Raw genomic sequence first — 18,295 nt, forward strand, 5'->3', positions numbered from 1 at the left:
GCGGGATGCGTCGGGCTTCCTCGAGGCCGTCGTCGCGCGTCAACACCTCGGGCGCATCCTACCGCAACTTGCCCCTGTCATTCCGCGAGGCTGGGCTGCCAGACCGAGGTTCGCGACTTGACTTGAGCATGACGCCACTTCGCTGACTTCCAATATTCGCGCAACGCTGTCGTTCACCAGGGAAGACTCGACGAGGGCGTTAATCTACTGGAAAAGCCGATATCTCAGGCAAAGCTCGCGTTACGCGTGCGAGAAATTCTCGACCAGAACAGTGGAATTTAGCCTCTGGCACCTGGCAGACTCCAACCCCGAACTGAAGCACTACCTCTCTCTCGTTAGCGGTCGGTGAATTCATCGAGGCGACCGCCTGCGACGATGATGTCGAGCACGGCCAACCCGATCCCCGCCTTGTCGGGCTGGCGCTTAGAAAGCTGAGCCTTACCGGCTCCGGGGCTGTGATGATCGGAGAGAGGCTGCGTCGGGTGCCGGCGCCGCGGCGGCCGAGGTTTTGAGCGGCGGGTTCTCAGCCGAAGCTGCGTGAAGCGGGTTGCTTCGCGGTTGCTGATGACGCGTCCCCCTACTTGACGCGCTTGACGAGCCAAAGCCTTCGAAGGCAGGAGCGTAACCAGGAACATACGCTGCGCTGAGGAATTGGTGATCGAACTTTCCGGGACTTAGCCTCAGAGGTCATCATGTATCATCACGTGAAGAAGCTCATGTACACTGTTCGCGTGGACGAGCCGGATCCGCGTTTCGGCAACATGCTTCTTGAGCAGTTCGGCGGGGCCAATGGGGAGCTCGCGGCCGCGATGCAATATTCGATCCAGGGCCTGAACTGCGAGGATCCCGACCGTAAAGACCTTCTGATGGATATCGGTACTGAAGAACTCAGCCATCTTGAAGTCGTCGGCTCCCTCGCACGTCTTCATCTAAAGCCGACGAAATTCGACCGTGAGAAAGCGGAAGCCGATCCGCTCATCGCCATCGCCGGAGGCGGCGGCGTCAATCTCTTCAACTCGCAGGGCAATCCCTGGACGGCGGACTACCTGAAAATCACCGGGGAGCTGGACGTTGATCTGCGCAGCAACATCGCTGCCGAAGCGCGGGCCAAGATCGTCTACGAGCGACTTATCAACTTCTGCGACGATGCGGGCACGAAGGATGCGCTTCAATTTCTCATGACGCGCGAGATTACGCACATGAAAGCTTTCGCCGCCGCACTCGAAAGCATGAAGAAGCCGGCGTTCTCGATTGGGAAGATCGCCCCCACGCCTGGTCTCGTTGATCAGTTCTTCAACGATTCAACCGGCACCGGCGATGAGGGCGAGATAGATACAAGGGGACCTTGGAATGAGGGAGGCGATTGGGAATTCTTATCTTCTCCAGCCCTGTCCATCAGCGACCCCGACGGGGAAGCACTGATCAAGGCGGAAAGTTCACCTCCCACGGCGCCCGGGGGCATAAGTGAGCTGCTGGTCGACGAGTTGAGAGATATCCTGCACGCCGAGAAGCAGCTCACCAAGGCGCTTCCCAAAATGGCGGAAGCTGCGCGCTTCGTTCGGTTGCGCGAGTGCTTTGAGGAGCATCTTGTAGAGACCGAAGCCCAAATCGAGCGGCTGAACGAGTGTTTTTCGCTTCTGGGGGAGACGGCGCGGGCCAAGCCCTGCAAGGGCATGATGGGCCTTGTCGAAGAAGGTCAGGAGGTCATGGCTGAGGGAGAAAAGAAGGAAGACGCCATCGCGGACCTTGCGCTGATTGGCGCGGCCCAGCGGGTGGAGCACTATGAGGCGTCCGCTTACACGACTGCCAAAAATCTGGCCCAGCAATTGCGCCACAGCGCGATCGTGGCGCTCTTGTCGAAGTCGCTGGCGGAGGAGGAAAATGCGGATCAGCTTCTCAATCAAATCGCACGCACGCTAATGTCGGTCGCGAGGATGCCCCAGGCTATCGAACAGACCGCCGAGGAAGAATAGCAGCGAACAACGGGCCGTCTGTCGGAGCGGCCCTTATTCTTGTTTCGGAGTGCGCGCAGTGTTCTATTGGTGTCCGATGCTGTCGCTTCCGGTAGAAGCTCTGCAGGTTATCGAGCTGCGCCTTCGCCTGCTAGCTGCCGGAAAGGGTACGCCCGACGAGATATTCTTAGTGGTAAATGAGAAAATTGACGCGCTGGCGGAAGCCCGCAACATTCTAATTCGTAGCGGTGCCCCCGCCGAAATCCTGGATAACCACCGCAAGATCATCGCAGCAAGCGCGCTTCGTTTGAGCGAGACCGGTCCTAACACCCAGATGATGGGGTTATGGCGGACGAATGGGACTTCCAAAGGCGTGTCGTTTGCGCCAGCTTAATTCGTACAGGCATCTCCAGTGCAAGCGTGGTGGAGGCCCAACCCTTCCACCGATTCAACGCCGGATAGATAGCCTCAGTATGCGGTCCAAAGCTTTTCGGAAAGCAGGCTGTTCCGTAAATGGAACGAGTCGCCCGTTGCGCCGTTGAGGTGCTTTCAGGGTGCTTAAGATGCAAGTGATTGACCGCCTAATGCAGACCTACGGAATACTGTCCCCTTGGCGCATGAGGACGAAAATGCGGTCCGCCTGCAGAAAGACAAGGCGGGTCGTGATTGCATGCTGATCGTCGCGGCTTTGAGGTTTCTCCGGGGCGAAAAGCGGTTGCGCGCCACCGGATTGCAGAAACAATCGCGGAGTGAGGAATGTCAGAGCCTACGGAAAAAGAAATTAAAGTCCGCGCCTATCAAATATGGGAGCGGCTAGGCTGCCCAAAGGACAAGGAAGAAGAGTGCTGGCAGGCCGCTGTGGAAGAGCTGCGTGACCAAGACTCGTCATCACCACGAAAGACTCCTGATACCTTGTAGTCTTGCATCAGGAACTTAGGAATCTTCCATCAGGAACTTAGGACTCTTCGCAGCGTTTCGCTCTGCATAAGGAGGAATTGAATGGCCAAGAAAGCAAAGACGACTCGCGGCAGGAAACAGGATCGCGCGCGCGTCGCGAGCAAGCAGAACTACGAGGTTAGGCACGAGTCGAAGAAAACGGGAAAGTCCGCGAGCGCAGTGAAGAAGGCTGTGAAGAAGGTCGGCAGCAGCCGAAAGCGCGTTGAGAAGACGCTTAAAGGCAGTAAGCGGTAGCCGCGCAAGCGCAGTTTCATCAAATCCACACGGAGGGCGGATGTACCCCTCGTGGATTGTGAGGCCCTCCAGTCCGAACCTGGGGGCCTCTTGCATTTCGCGGCCGTCTCTATCGGGTTCGCGATTCCGCCATGCAAAGAATTCGCATGCTATCGACGCACGCCGGGGGGGGTGCCGCTTGGCCCGAGGGCAGTGGCCGCGATGGGAAGCGAACCGCTTCTAAGTGTCGATCAGTGCAGCCAATGACGTTGAGCACCTAATTGAGACTGGCCGAAGAGACCCGCTGCTACTATCAACTGATCCGGGGGCGGCGCAATAAGCCGCAAATATATCTTCGTCTGAACGTGGGAAGGACGGGCTCGTTCTGCAAGGGTATATCTGAACGGCAGAGTGGATGATCAAAGCGTTAGGTCGAATGCATCTCCTCTGGCCAAGCGCGGGGTGTGTCTGACACCATCAGGCGCTGTGGAAGTCTCGATTGCGCGGACGTTTGCATTGAAGGGCCGCTCTGACTTCTTCGTCGTCAAAGCTCTCCTCCCCATCTCGGCGCGGCCGTCCTCCCTTGCCGAGCTGCGGGGCTTCCGTGTAGGCGATGATCTCAGCAAACTGAAGCTGCACGCCATCGGCAAAGGCAACGCAACGGCATGAGGGCAACCGCTTTGGTGTTCGCCGATCATGCCGGTATTGCCGCGCAGTTGCGGAACCCTCTCTCGATCGCGCTGACTATGGCTCCTAGGGGACAATCTATTGATTTGGCTCGATGGGCAAAGCCGTTGATTTATAGACATAGTTCAGAACCGCGACAGGGGCTCCGAATGCCCCTTGTCCCCGATAGATCCGGCGAGTTGATTATGGCAGAATATGAAGCTGGGTAGTTTCGCGATGTTCGATAACGGGGACCGAGTCGTCTGCAGCGTCGATTGGGCCGCCTTGCGCTCATGCCATCGCGGACGGAATCGATCCAAACGACTGAGCAGCACGCCGCGCCGAATTGTGCGCTCCAAGTCCGCCGCGATATCCTGATCAGCGCGGTTTCGTGATCTGCTCTGGGCTTTCCCAGGTGTTCTTACCCGCTGCCGGCGCTGTCGTATTTGACCCTCCAATTCGTCGTTGGAATTGGCGAGCATCCTTTGTGCATTATCCAATCGTAGGCAGGGCAAGCCGCTCGGCGGCCCCTGGCCCGGCCGAACTCAGGCGCTCAGCACCCTTATTTCTTGACGCGTGATGATCGACCGGTTGTGGCGTTCTTGTCATCGTCGTCGTGCAGATCCGCCAGCAATTGCAGATGTTCCTTGATCTGCCCACGCGCCAGCTTCGCGACGTTGATGTGGGCTGGATCCTTGCCGCTCGCGAGATAGTCCTCCTGAATGCGCAGCAGCTTCTGGTGACCTTCGGTCTGCGCGCGGACATAGGCCGTCTCGAACTCCTTGGCCTCCATCTGCTCCATCTTCTGTAGCGTGGCTTGCTCGTCCTGCGGGACGTGCTGGCGAGCCTCGGATTCGGACGGAGGATTCGATTTACCTGTCGCCTTGCTCGGATCCATCATCGACATCAGCACGTCGCCCATGGTCTCCTGCTCGGCGACCTCGAATTCGGCAAACTCCTTGATGTCGTCGTCGCGGACCTTCTTGACCGCGACACGCGAGGCGAGCAGCGACATCGAACCCACGGCCTTCGTGTCTGTCATGTGCTTCTGCTCGGCATCCCCCATCGTGCCGGTACCTGCACCAGTGGTTTGAGACATCGACGAGTCCTTGGAGGCGTCATTCGTCCTTTCTTTGCCGGCGGTTTGAGCGAGAGCCGGCGCGGCCATGGTCGCAGCGATGCCGGCGAGAAGAATGCGTCGTTCCAGCATTTGAAAGTCTCCTTGCGCGTGGGGCGGGACAGCAGCCTTCAAACGTCTCGATTAGCGGAAGTTTCCTAGGAAACGACGCCGCTCCTGATCGCGGCGCGGGCGCAAGAGCGGCCGCGTCTTTGAGGCCTCCCGCTCATTTCGATGAAATTTGGCGGAGTTCCGCGCAATTGCTCCCGGCGCCAAGGAGGCGCAAGATGGATCGCTGGCAGAAACCATCGGCGGCAAAACATGCCCGATCGCAGCCTCAGAATTGGATTCAGGACGTCGATCACCGCGATCTTTGTCGGAACCGTCCTGTTCGTCGGGCTGTCGTTGGTCTACCTCAGCTTCGAGCGGGTCGGCGCGATCACCAGGACGGCGGCAGCGTCTTTCCTCGACACTGTCGCTCAGCTGTCGGCCGACCGGATCGACGCGCAGTTCATGGCGGTCCGCGACGGACTGGACGTCCTGCAGGATCTGCCGTCGGTGCGATCGGCCGCTGTGCGTGACAATCCCAGGCTCTACGCACTGTTGGCGTCGATGCTCCGCAACAACCGCCAACTCTACAGCCTCTACGCCGGCTACGACGACGGCAGATTTGTGCAGATGGACTACCTGGAACGTGGCGGCGAAATCGCGCGCTTGAGGACCGAAGCTCCCGATGGGGCACAATTCCGCCTGCTCGTCATCCCGGATTCCGGCGGGGCTTCGACCATCGACTTCCTGCGGGACGATCTGAGCTCGATCGAGCGGCGGCCGGGACCCTCCGATTACGACCCCCGCCAGCGGCCCTGGTACGATGGGGCGTTCGAGAAGGAGCTGCGGCCGCTGACGGAGCCCTATATCTTTTTTGCCATCGGGCAGCCCGGCTACACGCTTCGGATGCCCATAGCCGGCTCGCCCCGCGGGGTCGTCGCCGGCGACATCCTGACCGGCGAGGCCGAAGCGCTGCTCCGCAGGCAGCAGCTCGGCAACTCGGGCATGGTCGTCCTGTTCGACGACGAGAACCGCGTTCTCGCCCATCCGCAGATGTCCGAACTGATGGCAGGCAGCGGCGGGACGGCCGCAGCGGCGGGGCTGCCGAAGCTCGCGGAGGTCGATCGGATCGGGATCGCGAAGGCTGTCGATGCCTGGAAAAAGACCGGCGTGTCTCAGCAGATCTTCGAGGATGCCGACGGGCGGGTCCATGCGGCGGCATTCCGCACCATCGCGTCCGCTGGGGCGGCCAACCTCCGGCTCGGCGTCTCCGCGCCCATCGACGAGTTCTACTCGCAGATCGAAGGAGAACGCCGGCGGCTGTTCCTGACGGCGCTCGGGTTCGTGCTGGCCGTGCTGCCCATCGTGCTGTGGGTGGGCGCGATGATGTCGAAGCGGATGAGGGCGCTTGCGATCGAGACCGACGGCATCCGGCACTTCGACCTGGCCAGACCCCGCGCATCCGGTCGGTGGTGCGGGAGATCGACGATCTCGGCCGGTCGATCGCCGCCATGAAGAATCTCGTCCGGACGTTCTCGAACTTCATTCCGAAGCGGCTGGTGCGGCAGTTGGTCGAAAGCGAAGTGCCCATTGAGCTCGGCGGCGAGCGCCGGGAACTGACCGTGCTGTTCACGGACGTGGAGAACTTCACCTCGCTGACCGAAGCCGCCGAGCCCACCGGCGTGATGCGGATGACCTCGCGCTACTTCTCGGCGCTTTCCGAAGAGATCATGGCGCGACAAGGCACGGTCGACAAGTTCATCGGCGACGCGGTGATGGCGTTCTGGAATGCACCGACCGAGGACGCGCGGCACGTCTCGAACGCCTGCCATGCTGTGCTGGCCTGCGTCGAAGCCAATCGTCGGCTGAATGCCGAATTCGCTGCCGAAGGTCTGCCGCCGTTCCGGACCAGGTTCGGCCTGCACGTCGGAGACGTCGTGGTCGGCAACATCGGCTCCAAGGACCGCATGAACTACACGGCGCTGGGCGCTTCGGTGAACCTCGCCGCCCGCCTGGAGGGGCTCAATAAGAGGTACGGGACCACGGTGCTGGTGAGCGAGGCCGTCAAGGCGCGCGTCGCGGACGAATTTCTCTTTCGCAGCATCGGTCGCATCAGCCCGAAGGGATTTGCCGCGAAGTTTCAGGTGTTCGAGTTGATATGCGCAGCAGCGGACGCCAGCGACCAGCAACTAGCCCTGGTGGCGGAGTGGGAGCGCGCATACGCCTCGTTGTCGAGCACGGGCAAGCGGAATGGCAACGAAAGGCTCGAAGCCTTCTCGGTGGCTCACCCGGACGACGCCGTCGCTCGGCATCATGCCAGTGAATGACGGAAGGACGCTTGTCGACGGCGCAAAAGATACAAGCGAGCTCAAATCTCAGGCGATGCCGACACTCGCCCTGCGCGAAAAAACGTTTGCCAACATTGCGGATCGCTCTTAACATATGATGCAACCAAGAGATGATCTAAGTTCAAGAACAAGAACAAAGCTTCCTTCCTGGCGATCGAAGATCGCAGAAACGAAGGTGATCATGCGGGCACCCATCTGACCTGTTGATGTCGTTATCCGGCCGCGCTCGTCCGCGGTCCGGCTTTAGAATGCGCGAAATCAACGGGCGGCCGTGTGGCCAACCATCTCTTCTGAGATCCGCATATCACGCGGAAAACATACGTTCGCTCCTCTGCCGCATCCGTGCGGGGGGAACGTTGGCGCTTGATCAAAAGAACAATGCTCACCGCCGAGCAAAAGGGAGAAGGCCATGCGAAACGACGCTTCGAATCCGCTGCGGCAAATCGTCCTGACCGCCGCTTTCGCGATCACCGCAATCTGCTGCGCGCCTTTGCAGTCTGACGCCGCACCGCTCGCGCCGGTTTCCATCAATGCCGGCCATTTGGCCGATCAATCGGCGGATGCTCCCATCCTGCAGGTACGAGCACGCGCGGTTGCCAGGCATACGGCTGTCGGTCCGCGCGGCGGCGTCTATCAAAGCAGAACGGTGGTGCGACGCGGGCCGGTTGCCCGCCCCGGCTATCATGGCGGCGGCGTCCGCTGGGCGCGTCCAGCTAACTATCGCTGGCCGCGGGGAGGCGCGATCGCCGCGGGCGCCGCGATCGGCATGGTGACCGCAGCAACCGCCGCAGCCTGGGCGGGTGCGGCTCCCGCGCCCGGCATGTGCTGGTACTACACCGATCCGTCGCGCACCCAGGGCTTCTGGGACTACTGTCGGTAGTCGCGGCGGTAACGGCGATGTCGGAACTTGGAATCAGAAAGCGCGAGCCGCTGCGGGACGATCTGCCGTCCGCAGACATGGTGGTCATTCCCGGCGGCACGTTCCGGATGGGATCGAACGACCACTATCCGGAGGAAGCTCCGGTTCATCGCGTCACCGTCGGTGCCTTCCGGATCGACCGCACCCCAGTCACCAATCGGCAGTTCAAGGAATTCGTCCGCGCCACCGGCCACGTGACGACTGCACAGGCCCCTCCGGATCCAGCCGACTATCCGGGCGCACTTCCGCACATGCTGTACGCGGGCTCGCTGGTGTTCGCGCCGCCGCAGCGCCCCGTCGATCTCCGCGACTGGAGCCAGTGGTGGAGCTTCATGAAGGGTGCCGACTGGCGGCATCCCTATGGGCCCAAGACCAACATCAATGTGCTCGACAATCATCCTGTCGTTCACGTCTCCTACGCCGACGCGCTGGCCTATGCGAAATGGGCCGGCAAGGACCTGCCGACCGAGGCCGAATGGGAGTTCGCCGCCCGCGGTGGGCTTGAGGACGTCGAGTTCGCCTGGGGCGACGAGTTCGCGCCTGGCGGACGTCACATGGCTAACACCTGGCAGGGCAATTTCCCGCGGCAGAATCTCGGCGAGGACGGGTACGAGAGAACCTCGCCGGTGACCGCGTTCCCGCCGAACGGCTATGGCCTGCACGACATGATCGGCAACGTCTGGGAGTGGACCTCCGACTGGTACTCGCCGGGCACGAAGCCGATGCGCCCAAGGCCTGCTGCATCCCGGAAAATCCGCGCGGCGGACGCGAGGAGGGCAGCTACGACAGCCGCCAGCCGAACATCAAGATTCCGCGCAGGGTCCTGAAGGGCGGCTCGCATCTGTGCGCGCCGAACTACTGCCGGCGCTATCGGCCCGCAGCAAGACACGCCCAGCCGGTCGACACGTCGTCGAGCCACATCGGATTCCGCTGCGTCGTCAGGGAGGGGGCCTCATGAGCGCCGGCGCCCCATCGCATGCGGCGGTCGCCATGACATGGCTCGCCCTCGTTCTCGCGGCGGCGTTGCTCACGATAGGCGCCTACACCTATGGCTTTTCGCTGCAGGTGCACCAGCGGTTCTGGACGGACATCGCCGACCGCATTCACGGGCCGATGACGTTCCGCTTCTTTCTGCAACCGACGATGGCGCTCATCGCGGCCATTCCGGACGGGATCTCGAACGCGCGCGGCGACGGCGGCACTCGTGGCGGCGTGCGGCAGGCATTGCTGGCGACGGCCCGCACCGTCCTGCTGGGGCTGAGCATGGATGTGATCTACCAGTACAAGGTGCTCGACCGGTTCTACCCCGCCGAGGCGGTCATGATGGCAGTCCTGCTGGCGCTGATCCCGTATTTCGTCTTCCGCTGGATCACGCAGGTCCTTGCCCGATGGTGGCTCGCGCGCCGGGAGCATCGCACGCCATGACAGCTCCCCACATCACCCGCCAGTCCGGCTCCGACGATATCTCGGTCGAGCTCTCGTCGCGGCGGACCGGGATGTCGTTTCAGCGCACCCGGATGAGCGCCGACCGGACTCTGATGTCGGTGATCCGCACCTCGCTCTCCCTGATCTCGTTCGGCTTCACGATCGCCCAAGTATTCGAAAAGCTGCGCGAGCACGATGTGATCGCTCACGCCGGCTCGGGCCGTAACTTCGGTGTGACGCTGGTGGCGCTCGGCATTCTGATGCTCGTCGGCGGCATCATCTACCACGTTCAGTTCATGTATCACCTCCGCGAGGAGCGGAAGGCGATGGCCGCCGACGGACTCATCCATGCGCAGAGCACCTTTCCGGTCTCCCTGACGCTGCTGACCGCGATCGTCCTGCTGCTGTTCGCCGTCTGCGTGATCGTGAGCATGATGTTCAGCGCGGGACCGTTCGGCTGAGAAGGTTCTGGCGACAAGGGAGCGAACTCGAGAGAGCGAAGTAGGCGACAAGCATCGAGCAATGGAGCGAGAGAATGGCCAAGACCAAAAAGCCCAATATCCTCGTCATCTGGGGCGATGACATCGGCATCACCAACCTGAGTTGTTACTCGATGGGGGTGATGGGATACAAGACGCCCAACATCGACCGACTGGCGAAGGAAGGAATGCTCTTCACCGATTCCTACGGTGAGCAGTCCTGCACGGCCGGACGGTCGTCGTTCATCACGGGCCAGAGCGTGATGCGCACCGGTCTGTCCAAGGTGGGGATCCCGGGCGCGCCGGTCGGCATGAACGAAAAAATCGTGACGATTCCGGCGCTCTTGAAGAACGAGGGCTACACCACCGGCCAATTCGGCAAGAACCACCTCGGCGACCTGAACCACATGCTGCCCACCAATCACGGTTTCGACGAGTTCTACGGCAACCTCTACCATCTCAATGCCGAGGAAGAGCCGGAGATGTATGACTACTTTCCCAAGGAGGAGTTCGGCGACTTCATCGAGACCGTCAAGCCGCGCGGCGTGATCCACAGCTTCGCGACGGACACCGACGATGCGACGATCCATCCGCGCTGGGGAAAGGTCGGCAAGCAGAAGATCGAGGATACCGGCCCGCTCAACAAGGAACGCATGCTGACGTGCGATGACGATTTCGCCGACAGAGCGAAGAGCTTCATCAAAAAGGCCGTGGACGACGACAAGCCGTTCTTCGTCTGGGTCAATTTCACCCACATGCACCTGTTCACGCACACCAAGAAGGAAAGCCTTGGGCAGGCAGGGCGCTGGCAGTCGCCGTACCATGACACGATGATCGATCACGACAAGAACGTCGGCTCGCTGCTGGACTACCTCGACGAGTTGGGCATCGCGGATGACACGCTCGTCATGTACTCGACCGACAACGGTCCCCACCGCAATTCCTGGCCCGACGGCGGCATGACCCCGTTCCGCAGCGAGAAGAACACGAACTGGGAAGGGGCGTTTCGCATTCCGCTGGTGGTGCGCTACCCCGGCAAGATCAAGCCTGGCTCCATCTCGAACGAGATCGTCCAGCATCACGACTGGCTGCCGACCTTCCTGGAATTGGCCGGCAACAAGACCGTCGTCGACGACCTGAAGGAGGGCGTGAAGGCGCTCGGCCGCACCTACAAGAACCACATCGATGGCGTCAGCCTGCTGAGCTATCTCACCGGGGCAACGGAAAAGTCGCCGCGCAAGATGTTCATGTACATCTCGGATGACGGCGACACGCTGGGTATCCGGTACGACAATTGGAAGATCGTCTTCATGGAGCAGCGCATGAAGGGCACCATGGGCGTCTGGGCGGAACCGTTCACGCCGTTGCGGGTGGCCAAGCTGTTCAATCTCCGGACCGATCCTTTCGAGTTCGCGGATGTCACCTCCAACTCCTACTACGACTGGTTCCTCCACCACGACTACATCATCTACGGAGCGATCGCGCTGATGATGAAGTTCAACGAGACCTTCGTCGACTTTCCGAAGATTCAGAAGCCGAACACCTTCACTGCGGACCAGGCCGTCGAGAAGCTGCACGCGACGGTCGCGGGAAGCTGACAAGTTTCCGGTACGCCGGAGCGAGTGGCGTTCACGATTAATGAAGGGCGGTGGTCGCGCCGCCCTTCGCAACCGAGCATCTGGACTGGGGTCGCCCGTGAAGCAGTGGCTGATCATCGCAACGGAGAACGCCATCGTCGTGATCGACGCGATGGCGTTCGTCATCGTGGTGATCGGGACGATCGAGGCCTTCTTCAGCGGGCTGCGCGCGATGCTTTCGGCGCCGGACGGACATGAGCGCCGCGAAGTCTGGCTCCGCTACGCCCGCTGGCTGGTGGCGGCTCTGACCTTCCAACTCGCCGCCGACATCATCGAGACCTCCATCACGACCAATTGGGAGGCGATCGGACGGATCGGGGCGGTCGCGGTGATCCGAACCTTCCTGAACCACTTCCTCGATCGCGATCTCGACGACGTGCGCCGGCGCCAAAGCGAAGGCGTGAAGGGAGCGGCACCGGGATGATGCGGATGGCGATCAGCAGACGCGGATTGGCGCTGGGCTTCCTCGCCGCATGGGCTTGGGCCGGCGCCTTGGCGCAGCCGGCCGACCCGCTTCCCTCCTGGAACGAAGGTCCGGCCAAGACCGCCATCACAGCTTTCGTGGCGAGGGTGACGACGGATGGCAATCCGGATTTCGTGGCTCCGGCGGAGCGGATCGCCACGTTCGACAACGATGGCACCTTGTGGACGGAACAGCCGCTGTACTTCCAGCTCGCGTTCGCGCTCGACAGCGTCAAGGCCATGGCGCCGAAGCATCCGGAGTGGAAGACGAAGCAGCCCTTCAAGGGCCTCTTCGAGCACGACGGGCGCGCGCTGAAGGCTGCCGGCGAGAAGGGACTGCTGGAGATCATGGCTGCCACGCACGCAGGCATGACCACGGAAGAATTCTCGAGATCCGTCGTCGCCTGGACCGGTAGTGCCCGGCATCCGCGGTTCAACAGGCCCTACACCGAACTGGTCTACCAGCCGATGCTGGAACTGCTGGCCTACCTGCGGGCGAACGGGTTCAAGACGTTCGTGGTCTCCGGCGGAGGCGTCGAATTCATGCGGCCGTGGATGGAGAAGGTCTACGGCATCCCGCCGGAGCAGGTGGTCGGCTCCTCGGGCCTGGTGAAGCTGGCGAACGGTCCCCGCGGCGGTCCCGTTCTGATGAAGCTTCCGAAGGTCGAGTTCATCGACGACGGACCCGGCAAGCCGGCCGGCATCAACCGCTTCATCGGCCGACGCCCGATTTTCGCGTTCGGCAACTCCGACGGCGACCTGCAGATGCTGCAGTGGACCGCGGCAGGATCCGGCGCCCGCTTCATGGGCATCGTCCATCACACCGATGCAGACCGCGAATACGCCTACGACCGCCAGTCGAAGATAGGCAAGCTCGACAAGGCCCTGGATGCGGCCGCAGCCGGCGCGTGGACCGTGGTGGACATGAAGCGCGACTGGGCGACCGTGTTCCCATCGGGGGCGAACCGGGTGGGGACGAGCAGGGCGGGGACGATCCAATGACGGGCTACGATGTTTTCGCGTGGATCGTCCTGATCATCCTGGTCGCCAGCGCGATCGGCGTGTTCTGCATCGCGGGCTGGCTGCCGGGGCACATCGCCAAGACCCGGGGGCATCCGCAGGCGGAGGCGGTGACCGTCGCGGGCTGGATCACCCTGCTGTGCGGTTTCGCGCTGTGGCCGATTGCCCTGATCTGGGCCTACGTCGACGTGCCCCGCCGCAGGCCGGAGCAGGTCTGATGGGCGCCGCGATCATCAATACCTACCTGGTGCTGCTGTTCGTGCTGGTGCACTTCAAGATCGTTCGCTTCAACCTGTTCTGGAAGCTGTCGCCCTTCATCGTCATGGCCCTGGTGCTGTTCGGGCTGCTGATCCCGATGAACTGGGGCGCGCCGCAGGGGTCCGCTATCGTGGTGCGCAACGCGGTCGCCATCGTGCCCGACGTCGCCGGCGAGGTGACCGACGTGCCCGTCCTCGCCAACGCCCCCCTGAAGGCGGGCGACGTCCTGTTCCGGATCGACCCGACGCCGTTCGATGCCCAGGTCAAGGCGATCGAGGCGCAGTTGAAGCTCTCCGACATGCGGCTGTTGCAGATGACGACGCTGTTCGAACGCGACGCCGGGCGGGGCTTCGACGTGCAGCAGCGCCAGTCCGAGGTGGACCAGCTGAAAGCCCAGCTCGAGGGCGCCAGGTGGAATCTGGACAAGACCACGGTCCGTGCTCCGGCCGACGGCTACGTCACCAACGTCGCGTTGCGCAAGGGCGCCCGGGTCGCGAACCTGCCGCTGACGCCCGTCATGGCCTTCATCGACACGTCCGGCACCATCATCGGCGTCGAGATCAACCAGATCGACGCGCGCTACGTCGAGCCGGGCCAGGAAGTGGAGATCACCTTCAAGTTCGCGCCCGGACGGGTGTTCGGCGGCAAGGTCGAAAGCGTGCTGCAGGCGGTCGCCACCGGGCAGGCGCAGACCTCGGGCACCGCGGTCCTGCCGAAGTCGATCGAGGCGATCCCGTTCGTCGCGCGCGTGAAGCTCGACGACGGACAGTTCGCACGAAACCTGCCGGCCGGCAGCACGGGAACCGCGGCCATCTACACCGACCATCTGCAGGCCACTCACATGGTCCGCCGCGTGCTGCTGCGCCAGGTCGCGATCACCAACTACGTCAATCCGTTCTGAGGGCCTAAGCGGAAAGGAGGTCATAGTGTCGAAGGATCGAAATCTCTTAGCCGCCGAAAGCAAGCCGGTCATGTTTCCGCTGACCGAGCAGCCGACGCTGAAGGTGATCTACGACACAGCACCCATCGGGCTCGCGTTTCTCTCTCCCGATTGCCGCTATCTCCAGATTAACCAGCGTCTCACGGACATCTGCGGGATTTCCGTTGAAGGTCATCTGGGCAACACCGTCAGGGATTGCGTGCCCGCTCTCGCCGATTCGGTCGAAAGCATCGTTGCCTCGATCGTGAAGACCGGCGAGCCCGTGCTCGGGATCGAGGTTGCAGGCCAGCGCGCCGACCAGACCGAAGCGCGCTTTTGGGTCACCTACTGGCACCCGGTGCGGGGTTCGGCGGGCGAGGTCGTCGGTGTCAACGTTGCCGCGGAGGAGATTACGGACCGCAAGCGCGCCGAGGCAGCGCTCGCCACGCAAGACGCGGCGCTGCGCGAAAGCGAATCCCGTTTCCGGGAGCTTGCCGACAACATCAGCCAGTTCGCCTGGACGGCGGACGCCGCCGGTTCGATCTACTGGTACAACAAGCGCTGGCACGACTACGCGGGGACCACCCTCGAGGACATGCAGGGTTGGGGCTGGCGGAAGGTCCACCATCCCGATCACGTGGACCGCGTCGTCGAGCGCATTCAGCAAAGCTTCGACACCGGCACGCCGTGGGAGGATACCTTTCCTCTCCGGAGCAGAGACGGGAGCTACCGCTGGTTCCTCTCGCGCGCGCTACCGATCCGAAACGAGGCGGGCGAAGTCGTCCGCTGGTTCGGCACCAATACCGACGTGACGGAACAGATGGCGGCCGAGAACGCGTTGCGGATCAGTGTGGAGCGGCAGACCGCGACGGCCGACATTCTGAGCGTGATCGCCAGTTCACCCTCCGACATCCATCCGGTATTGGACGCGATCGCCGAGCGATCGAATAGACTGGTCGGAGGCCATACGACGACGGTCGTCCGGGTCGTCGGCGATGTCGTCGACCTGGCAGCGTTCACCTCACTCGGTCCGGAGGCGGATGCGGCTTTGCGCGCCTGGTTCCCGCAGAGTGTCGCAACCTCTCCGCTGCTGGATCTCGTTCGGGAGGGGCAGACGGAAATCAGCGACACCGACTCCGAGCTGGCGGATAGAGCCGGCGTCAGAGACATCGGGCGCGCGCGGGGGTTTCGCAGCCTTTTGCTGACGCCGATGCGCAACGAGAAGGGCCTGGTGGGCCTGATCAGCGTCACCCGGAAGGAGCCCGGACCCTTCGCCCGGCATCACGTCGACCTGCTGCGAACGTTCGCCGACCAGGCCGTGATCGCAATGGAGAATGTGCGACTGTTCGAGGAACTGCAGGCGCGAACCAGGGATCTGTCGATCTCGCTGGAGGATTTGCGCGCCGCCCAGGGCCGCCTGATACAGACCGAGAAGCTGGCCTCGCTCGGTCAGCTCACAGCGGGCATTGCCCACGAAATCAAGAACCCGTTGAACTTCGTCACCAATTTCTCGGCATTATCTACGGAGCTGATCGACGACTTGGACGACACGCTCGGGCAGGCCGCGCTGGACGGCACGACGCGGAAAGAGGTCGACGAGCTCACGCTCATGCTGAAGGGAAATCTCGAAAGAGTCGTGCAGCACTGTGCGCGCGCCGATTCGATCGTCAAGAACATGCTGCTGCATTCGCGCGAAGGCGCCGGCGAACTTCGTCCGGCCGACATCAACGCCATCGTCGAAGAAAGCCTCGCTTTGGCCTACCACGGCGCCCGTGCCGAGAGACCAGGGTACAACGTCACCCTCGAGTGCGACCTCGATCCCGACGCTGGCATGATCGACATCTATCCGCAGGAGATCACGCGGGTATTCCTCAACGTGATTTCCAACGGCTTCTACGCCGCGGCCAAGCGCAAGGAAAGCGCCGGGAACGGGTTCGAACCTGTGCTGAGCGCGGCCACGAAAAGCTTCAGCGACAGGGTGGAAGTAACGATCCATGACAACGGCGCCGGTATCCCGCCGGAAGTGAAGGACAAGATGTTCAACCCGTTCTTCACGACCAAACCCGCGGGCGAAGGCACCGGACTGGGTTTGTCGTTGAGCCACGACATCGTGGTGAAGCAGCACGGCGGCCGGATCGACGTCGTCACCGAGCCGGGCGCCTTCACCGAATTCATCGTCACGTTGCCGCGCACGGCGGCGCGTGCCAAGGCCGGAGGCACGGAATGACCGCATGCATACTGGTCGTCGACGACGAACCCGACGTGGAAGTCCTGTTCCGTCAGCAATTCCGGCGCGACCTTCGTGCTGGTCGCTTCCTGATGGAGTTCGCCCCCTCGGCGCCGGCGGCGTTGGCCCGCACCGCCGACGCCGCCGAACCGGCCCTCGTTCTCATCTTGTCGGACATCAACATGCCCGGCATGAGCGGACTCGAAATGCTGCCGAAGGTGCGCGCGGAGCGTCCGGACGTTCCGGTGATCATGATCACGGCCTACGGCGATGCCGAAACCCGCCGCAAGGCGATCGAACGCGGCGCGGCGGATCTTTTGACCAAGCCGATCGACTTCGCGCAATTGCGCCATGAGATCGACGCCAGGCTCGGGGAGGCCGCATGACCGCAACCGTCCTCGTCGTCGACGACGAGCCCGATCTCGAGGCTCTGGTGCTGCAGAAGTTCCGCAGGCAAATCCGCGAGGGCGCGGTGCAGTTCGTCTTCGCCCACGACGGCATCGAGGCGCTGGAATCGATCGAGCGGCATCCGCACGTCGATCTGGTGGTGTCCGACATCAACATGCCACGGATGGACGGGCTGTCGCTGCTCGCCAAGCTGCAGGAAGCCGACGAGAAGAAGTCGACCGTCATCGTGTCCGCCTACGGCGACATGAGCAACATCCGCACCGCGATGAACCGCGGCGCCTTCGATTTCCTGACCAAGCCGATCGACTTCGGCGACCTCGAAACCACCATCGAGAAGACCGTTCGCCATGTCGAGACGATGCGCGAGGCGCGCCGCCGGCTGGCCGAGGCGGAGCGCGCTCACGCCTCCCTCCTGCGATATTTCTCACCGCAGATCGCCTCCCGGCTCGCCTCCCGCGGGGAAAGCAACGGCATGGAGGTGCACCGCCGGGACGTCGCGGCCATCTTCACCGACATCACCAGTTTCACGTCCTTGGTGGAGACCGCGGCGCCGGAAACACTGAGTGCGCTGCTGAATGAATACGTGGAGGGCATGACCGAGGTCGTCTTCGCGCATGAAGGCACGGTCGCGAAGATCATCGGGGACGCGGTCCAGGTTCTCTTCAACGCGCCGGGACACCAGCCGGATTATGCCGCGCGCGCGATCGCCTGCGCGCACGATCTCGACGCCTGGGCGGAAGCTTTTCGGGAACGCTGGAAATCAAGGGGCGTGAACTTCGGGGCTACCCGCATCGGCGTACACGCGGGCCCCGCGCTGGTCGGCAATTTCGGCGGCAGCCGCTTCTTCGACTACACCGCGTACGGCGACACCATCAACATCGCGGCGCGTCTCGAAGCCGCCAACAAGTTTCTCGGCACCCGGATCTGCGTCAGTGCCGCGGCCGCCGAAGCCACCAAAAACTTCGAAAGACGGCCGGTCGGCGACCTCGTCCTGCGCGGACGCAGCGAGCCGCTTCGGGCCTACGAGCCGCTGACCACCTCGGCGTTCGATGCCCCCCCGACCAGGACCTATGCCGAGGCCTTCGCCAGGCTGGAAGCGGGCGACGTCTCGGCGATGCCGGCGTTCGCCGCGCTGGTCGGCCAGCATGCCGGCGACGCGCTGGCGGGCTTTCACCTGAGACGATTGCTGAACGGCGCCAAAGGCGTCCGCATGCAGATGGAATAAGCACGAAACAACTAG

At 62.6% G+C, this 18,295-nt stretch carries 19 protein-coding genes and 1 pseudogene; 19 read left to right on the forward strand and 1 reads right to left on the reverse strand.

The features are described from left to right. The first annotated feature begins 692 nt into the window (after positions 1–692). The 5 genes from IVB40_RS07865 to IVB40_RS07885 all read left to right on the forward strand — a co-directional run bounded on the left by IVB40_RS07865 (position 693) and on the right by IVB40_RS07885 (position 3,791). A complete protein-coding gene (locus IVB40_RS07865; RefSeq protein WP_247438575.1) occupies positions 693–1,973 on the forward strand; it encodes a DUF892 family protein in 1,281 nt (426 codons plus the stop codon). A 76-nt stretch (positions 1,974–2,049) separates the two neighbouring features. Further along, a complete protein-coding gene (locus IVB40_RS07870) occupies positions 2,050–2,346 on the forward strand; it encodes a hypothetical protein (protein WP_247438578.1) in 297 nt (98 codons plus the stop codon). Between the two features lie 362 nt (positions 2,347–2,708). Further along, positions 2,709–2,870, forward strand: coding sequence for a DUF2934 domain-containing protein (locus IVB40_RS07875; protein ID WP_247438580.1), 162 nt, complete (start codon positions 2,709–2,711; stop codon positions 2,868–2,870). An 81-nt stretch (positions 2,871–2,951) separates the two neighbouring features. After that, entirely contained in the window at positions 2,952–3,143 is a 192-nt protein-coding gene (locus IVB40_RS07880; RefSeq protein WP_247438582.1) for a DUF3606 domain-containing protein, read from the forward strand. 495 nt (positions 3,144–3,638) lie between these two features. Next, positions 3,639–3,791, forward strand: a complete 153-nt coding sequence (locus tag IVB40_RS07885) for a hypothetical protein (RefSeq protein ID WP_247438584.1) — start codon at positions 3,639–3,641, stop codon at positions 3,789–3,791. A gap of 559 nt (positions 3,792–4,350) precedes the next feature. Here the strand turns inward: IVB40_RS07885 and IVB40_RS07890 are convergent. Next, positions 4,351–4,956, reverse strand: a complete 606-nt coding sequence (locus IVB40_RS07890) for a DUF4142 domain-containing protein (RefSeq protein WP_247818561.1) — start codon at positions 4,954–4,956, stop codon at positions 4,351–4,353. Positions 4,957–5,226: 270 nt separating this feature from the next. On the opposite strand from IVB40_RS07890, the gene IVB40_RS07895 reads away from it, so the two are divergent. The 14 genes and pseudogenes from IVB40_RS07895 (at position 5,227) to IVB40_RS07960 (ending at position 18,280) form a co-directional block, all read left to right on the forward strand. Next, a complete protein-coding gene (locus tag IVB40_RS07895) occupies positions 5,227–6,468 on the forward strand; it encodes a cache domain-containing protein (RefSeq protein ID WP_247818562.1) in 1,242 nt (413 codons plus the stop codon). Next, positions 6,465–7,280, forward strand: coding sequence for an adenylate/guanylate cyclase domain-containing protein (locus tag IVB40_RS07900; RefSeq protein WP_247438590.1), 816 nt, complete (start codon positions 6,465–6,467; stop codon positions 7,278–7,280). Before IVB40_RS07895 ends, IVB40_RS07900 begins: the two co-directional genes overlap by 4 nt. 430 nt (positions 7,281–7,710) lie before the next feature. Next, on the forward strand, positions 7,711–8,181 hold the full coding sequence (locus IVB40_RS07905; RefSeq protein WP_247438592.1) for a hypothetical protein: 471 nt from the start codon (positions 7,711–7,713) through the stop codon (positions 8,179–8,181). Between the two features lie 17 nt (positions 8,182–8,198). After that, positions 8,199–9,178: pseudogene (locus IVB40_RS07910) on the forward strand (formylglycine-generating enzyme family protein). After that, the gene (locus IVB40_RS07915) at positions 9,175–9,645 is read left to right on the forward strand and encodes a hypothetical protein (RefSeq protein WP_247438594.1); all 471 of its coding nucleotides are present in this window, start codon (positions 9,175–9,177) and stop codon (positions 9,643–9,645) included. The pseudogene IVB40_RS07910 and the gene IVB40_RS07915 overlap by 4 nt, the downstream one beginning before the upstream one ends. Further along, complete coding sequence (locus tag IVB40_RS07920) at positions 9,642–10,106, forward strand: DUF202 domain-containing protein (RefSeq protein WP_247438596.1); 465 nt, start codon at positions 9,642–9,644, stop codon at positions 10,104–10,106. The genes IVB40_RS07915 and IVB40_RS07920 overlap by 4 nt, the downstream gene beginning before the upstream one ends. Positions 10,107–10,180: 74 nt before the next feature. After that, positions 10,181–11,722, forward strand: a complete 1,542-nt coding sequence (locus IVB40_RS07925) for an arylsulfatase (protein ID WP_247438598.1) — start codon at positions 10,181–10,183, stop codon at positions 11,720–11,722. A 97-nt stretch (positions 11,723–11,819) separates the two neighbouring features. After that, complete coding sequence (locus IVB40_RS07930; RefSeq protein ID WP_247438600.1) at positions 11,820–12,185, forward strand: DUF1622 domain-containing protein; 366 nt, start codon at positions 11,820–11,822, stop codon at positions 12,183–12,185. 5 nt (positions 12,186–12,190) lie between these two features. After that, on the forward strand, positions 12,191–13,225 hold the full coding sequence (locus tag IVB40_RS07935) for an HAD family hydrolase (protein WP_247438633.1): 1,035 nt from the start codon (positions 12,191–12,193) through the stop codon (positions 13,223–13,225). Beyond that, a complete protein-coding gene (locus tag IVB40_RS07940; RefSeq protein ID WP_247438603.1) occupies positions 13,222–13,461 on the forward strand; it encodes a DUF3302 domain-containing protein in 240 nt (79 codons plus the stop codon). Before IVB40_RS07935 ends, IVB40_RS07940 begins: the two co-directional genes overlap by 4 nt. Next, the gene (locus IVB40_RS07945) at positions 13,461–14,402 is read left to right on the forward strand and encodes an efflux RND transporter periplasmic adaptor subunit (protein ID WP_247438605.1); all 942 of its coding nucleotides are present in this window, start codon (positions 13,461–13,463) and stop codon (positions 14,400–14,402) included. The genes IVB40_RS07940 and IVB40_RS07945 overlap by 1 nt, the downstream gene beginning before the upstream one ends. A 70-nt stretch (positions 14,403–14,472) precedes the next feature. Beyond that, the gene (locus tag IVB40_RS07950) at positions 14,473–16,647 is read left to right on the forward strand and encodes a PAS domain-containing protein (protein ID WP_247438635.1); all 2,175 of its coding nucleotides are present in this window, start codon (positions 14,473–14,475) and stop codon (positions 16,645–16,647) included. After that, positions 16,644–17,033, forward strand: a complete 390-nt coding sequence (locus IVB40_RS07955) for a response regulator (protein ID WP_247818563.1) — start codon at positions 16,644–16,646, stop codon at positions 17,031–17,033. Before IVB40_RS07950 ends, IVB40_RS07955 begins: the two co-directional genes overlap by 4 nt. Further along, positions 17,030–18,280: an adenylate/guanylate cyclase domain-containing protein gene (locus IVB40_RS07960; RefSeq protein WP_247438609.1), complete on the forward strand. Its 1,251-nt coding sequence runs from the start codon at positions 17,030–17,032 to the stop codon at positions 18,278–18,280. Before IVB40_RS07955 ends, IVB40_RS07960 begins: the two co-directional genes overlap by 4 nt. Positions 18,281–18,295 lie beyond the last annotated feature (15 nt).

Origin of the sequence: Bradyrhizobium sp. 40 (assembly GCF_023100925.1) — a bacterium.
Classification (GTDB): domain Bacteria; phylum Pseudomonadota; class Alphaproteobacteria; order Rhizobiales; family Xanthobacteraceae; genus Bradyrhizobium.

What these genes read in the sequence shown, in the direction of transcription:
- IVB40_RS07865 (WP_247438575.1), top strand. Translation starts at nt 693, where the DNA reads ATGTATCATCACGTGAAGAAGCTCATGTACACTGTTCGCGTGGACGAG.
- IVB40_RS07870 (WP_247438578.1), top strand. Translation starts at nt 2,050, where the DNA reads ATGCTGTCGCTTCCGGTAGAAGCTCTGCAGGTTATCGAGCTGCGCCTT.
- IVB40_RS07875 (WP_247438580.1), top strand. Translation starts at nt 2,709, where the DNA reads ATGTCAGAGCCTACGGAAAAAGAAATTAAAGTCCGCGCCTATCAAATA.
- IVB40_RS07880 (WP_247438582.1), top strand. Translation starts at nt 2,952, where the DNA reads ATGGCCAAGAAAGCAAAGACGACTCGCGGCAGGAAACAGGATCGCGCG.
- IVB40_RS07890 (WP_247818561.1), bottom strand. Translation starts at nt 4,956, where the DNA reads ATGGCCGCGCCGGCTCTCGCTCAAACCGCCGGCAAAGAAAGGACGAAT.
- IVB40_RS07895 (WP_247818562.1), top strand. Translation starts at nt 5,227, where the DNA reads ATGCCCGATCGCAGCCTCAGAATTGGATTCAGGACGTCGATCACCGCG.
- IVB40_RS07900 (WP_247438590.1), top strand. Translation starts at nt 6,465, where the DNA reads ATGAAGAATCTCGTCCGGACGTTCTCGAACTTCATTCCGAAGCGGCTG.
- IVB40_RS07905 (WP_247438592.1), top strand. Translation starts at nt 7,711, where the DNA reads ATGCGAAACGACGCTTCGAATCCGCTGCGGCAAATCGTCCTGACCGCC.
- IVB40_RS07915 (WP_247438594.1), top strand. Translation starts at nt 9,175, where the DNA reads ATGAGCGCCGGCGCCCCATCGCATGCGGCGGTCGCCATGACATGGCTC.
- IVB40_RS07920 (WP_247438596.1), top strand. Translation starts at nt 9,642, where the DNA reads ATGACAGCTCCCCACATCACCCGCCAGTCCGGCTCCGACGATATCTCG.
- IVB40_RS07925 (WP_247438598.1), top strand. Translation starts at nt 10,181, where the DNA reads ATGGCCAAGACCAAAAAGCCCAATATCCTCGTCATCTGGGGCGATGAC.
- IVB40_RS07935 (WP_247438633.1), top strand. Translation starts at nt 12,191, where the DNA reads ATGGCGATCAGCAGACGCGGATTGGCGCTGGGCTTCCTCGCCGCATGG.
- IVB40_RS07940 (WP_247438603.1), top strand. Translation starts at nt 13,222, where the DNA reads ATGACGGGCTACGATGTTTTCGCGTGGATCGTCCTGATCATCCTGGTC.
- IVB40_RS07945 (WP_247438605.1), top strand. Translation starts at nt 13,461, where the DNA reads ATGGGCGCCGCGATCATCAATACCTACCTGGTGCTGCTGTTCGTGCTG.
- IVB40_RS07950 (WP_247438635.1), top strand. Translation starts at nt 14,473, where the DNA reads ATGTTTCCGCTGACCGAGCAGCCGACGCTGAAGGTGATCTACGACACA.
- IVB40_RS07955 (WP_247818563.1), top strand. Translation starts at nt 16,644, where the DNA reads ATGACCGCATGCATACTGGTCGTCGACGACGAACCCGACGTGGAAGTC.
- IVB40_RS07960 (WP_247438609.1), top strand. Translation starts at nt 17,030, where the DNA reads ATGACCGCAACCGTCCTCGTCGTCGACGACGAGCCCGATCTCGAGGCT.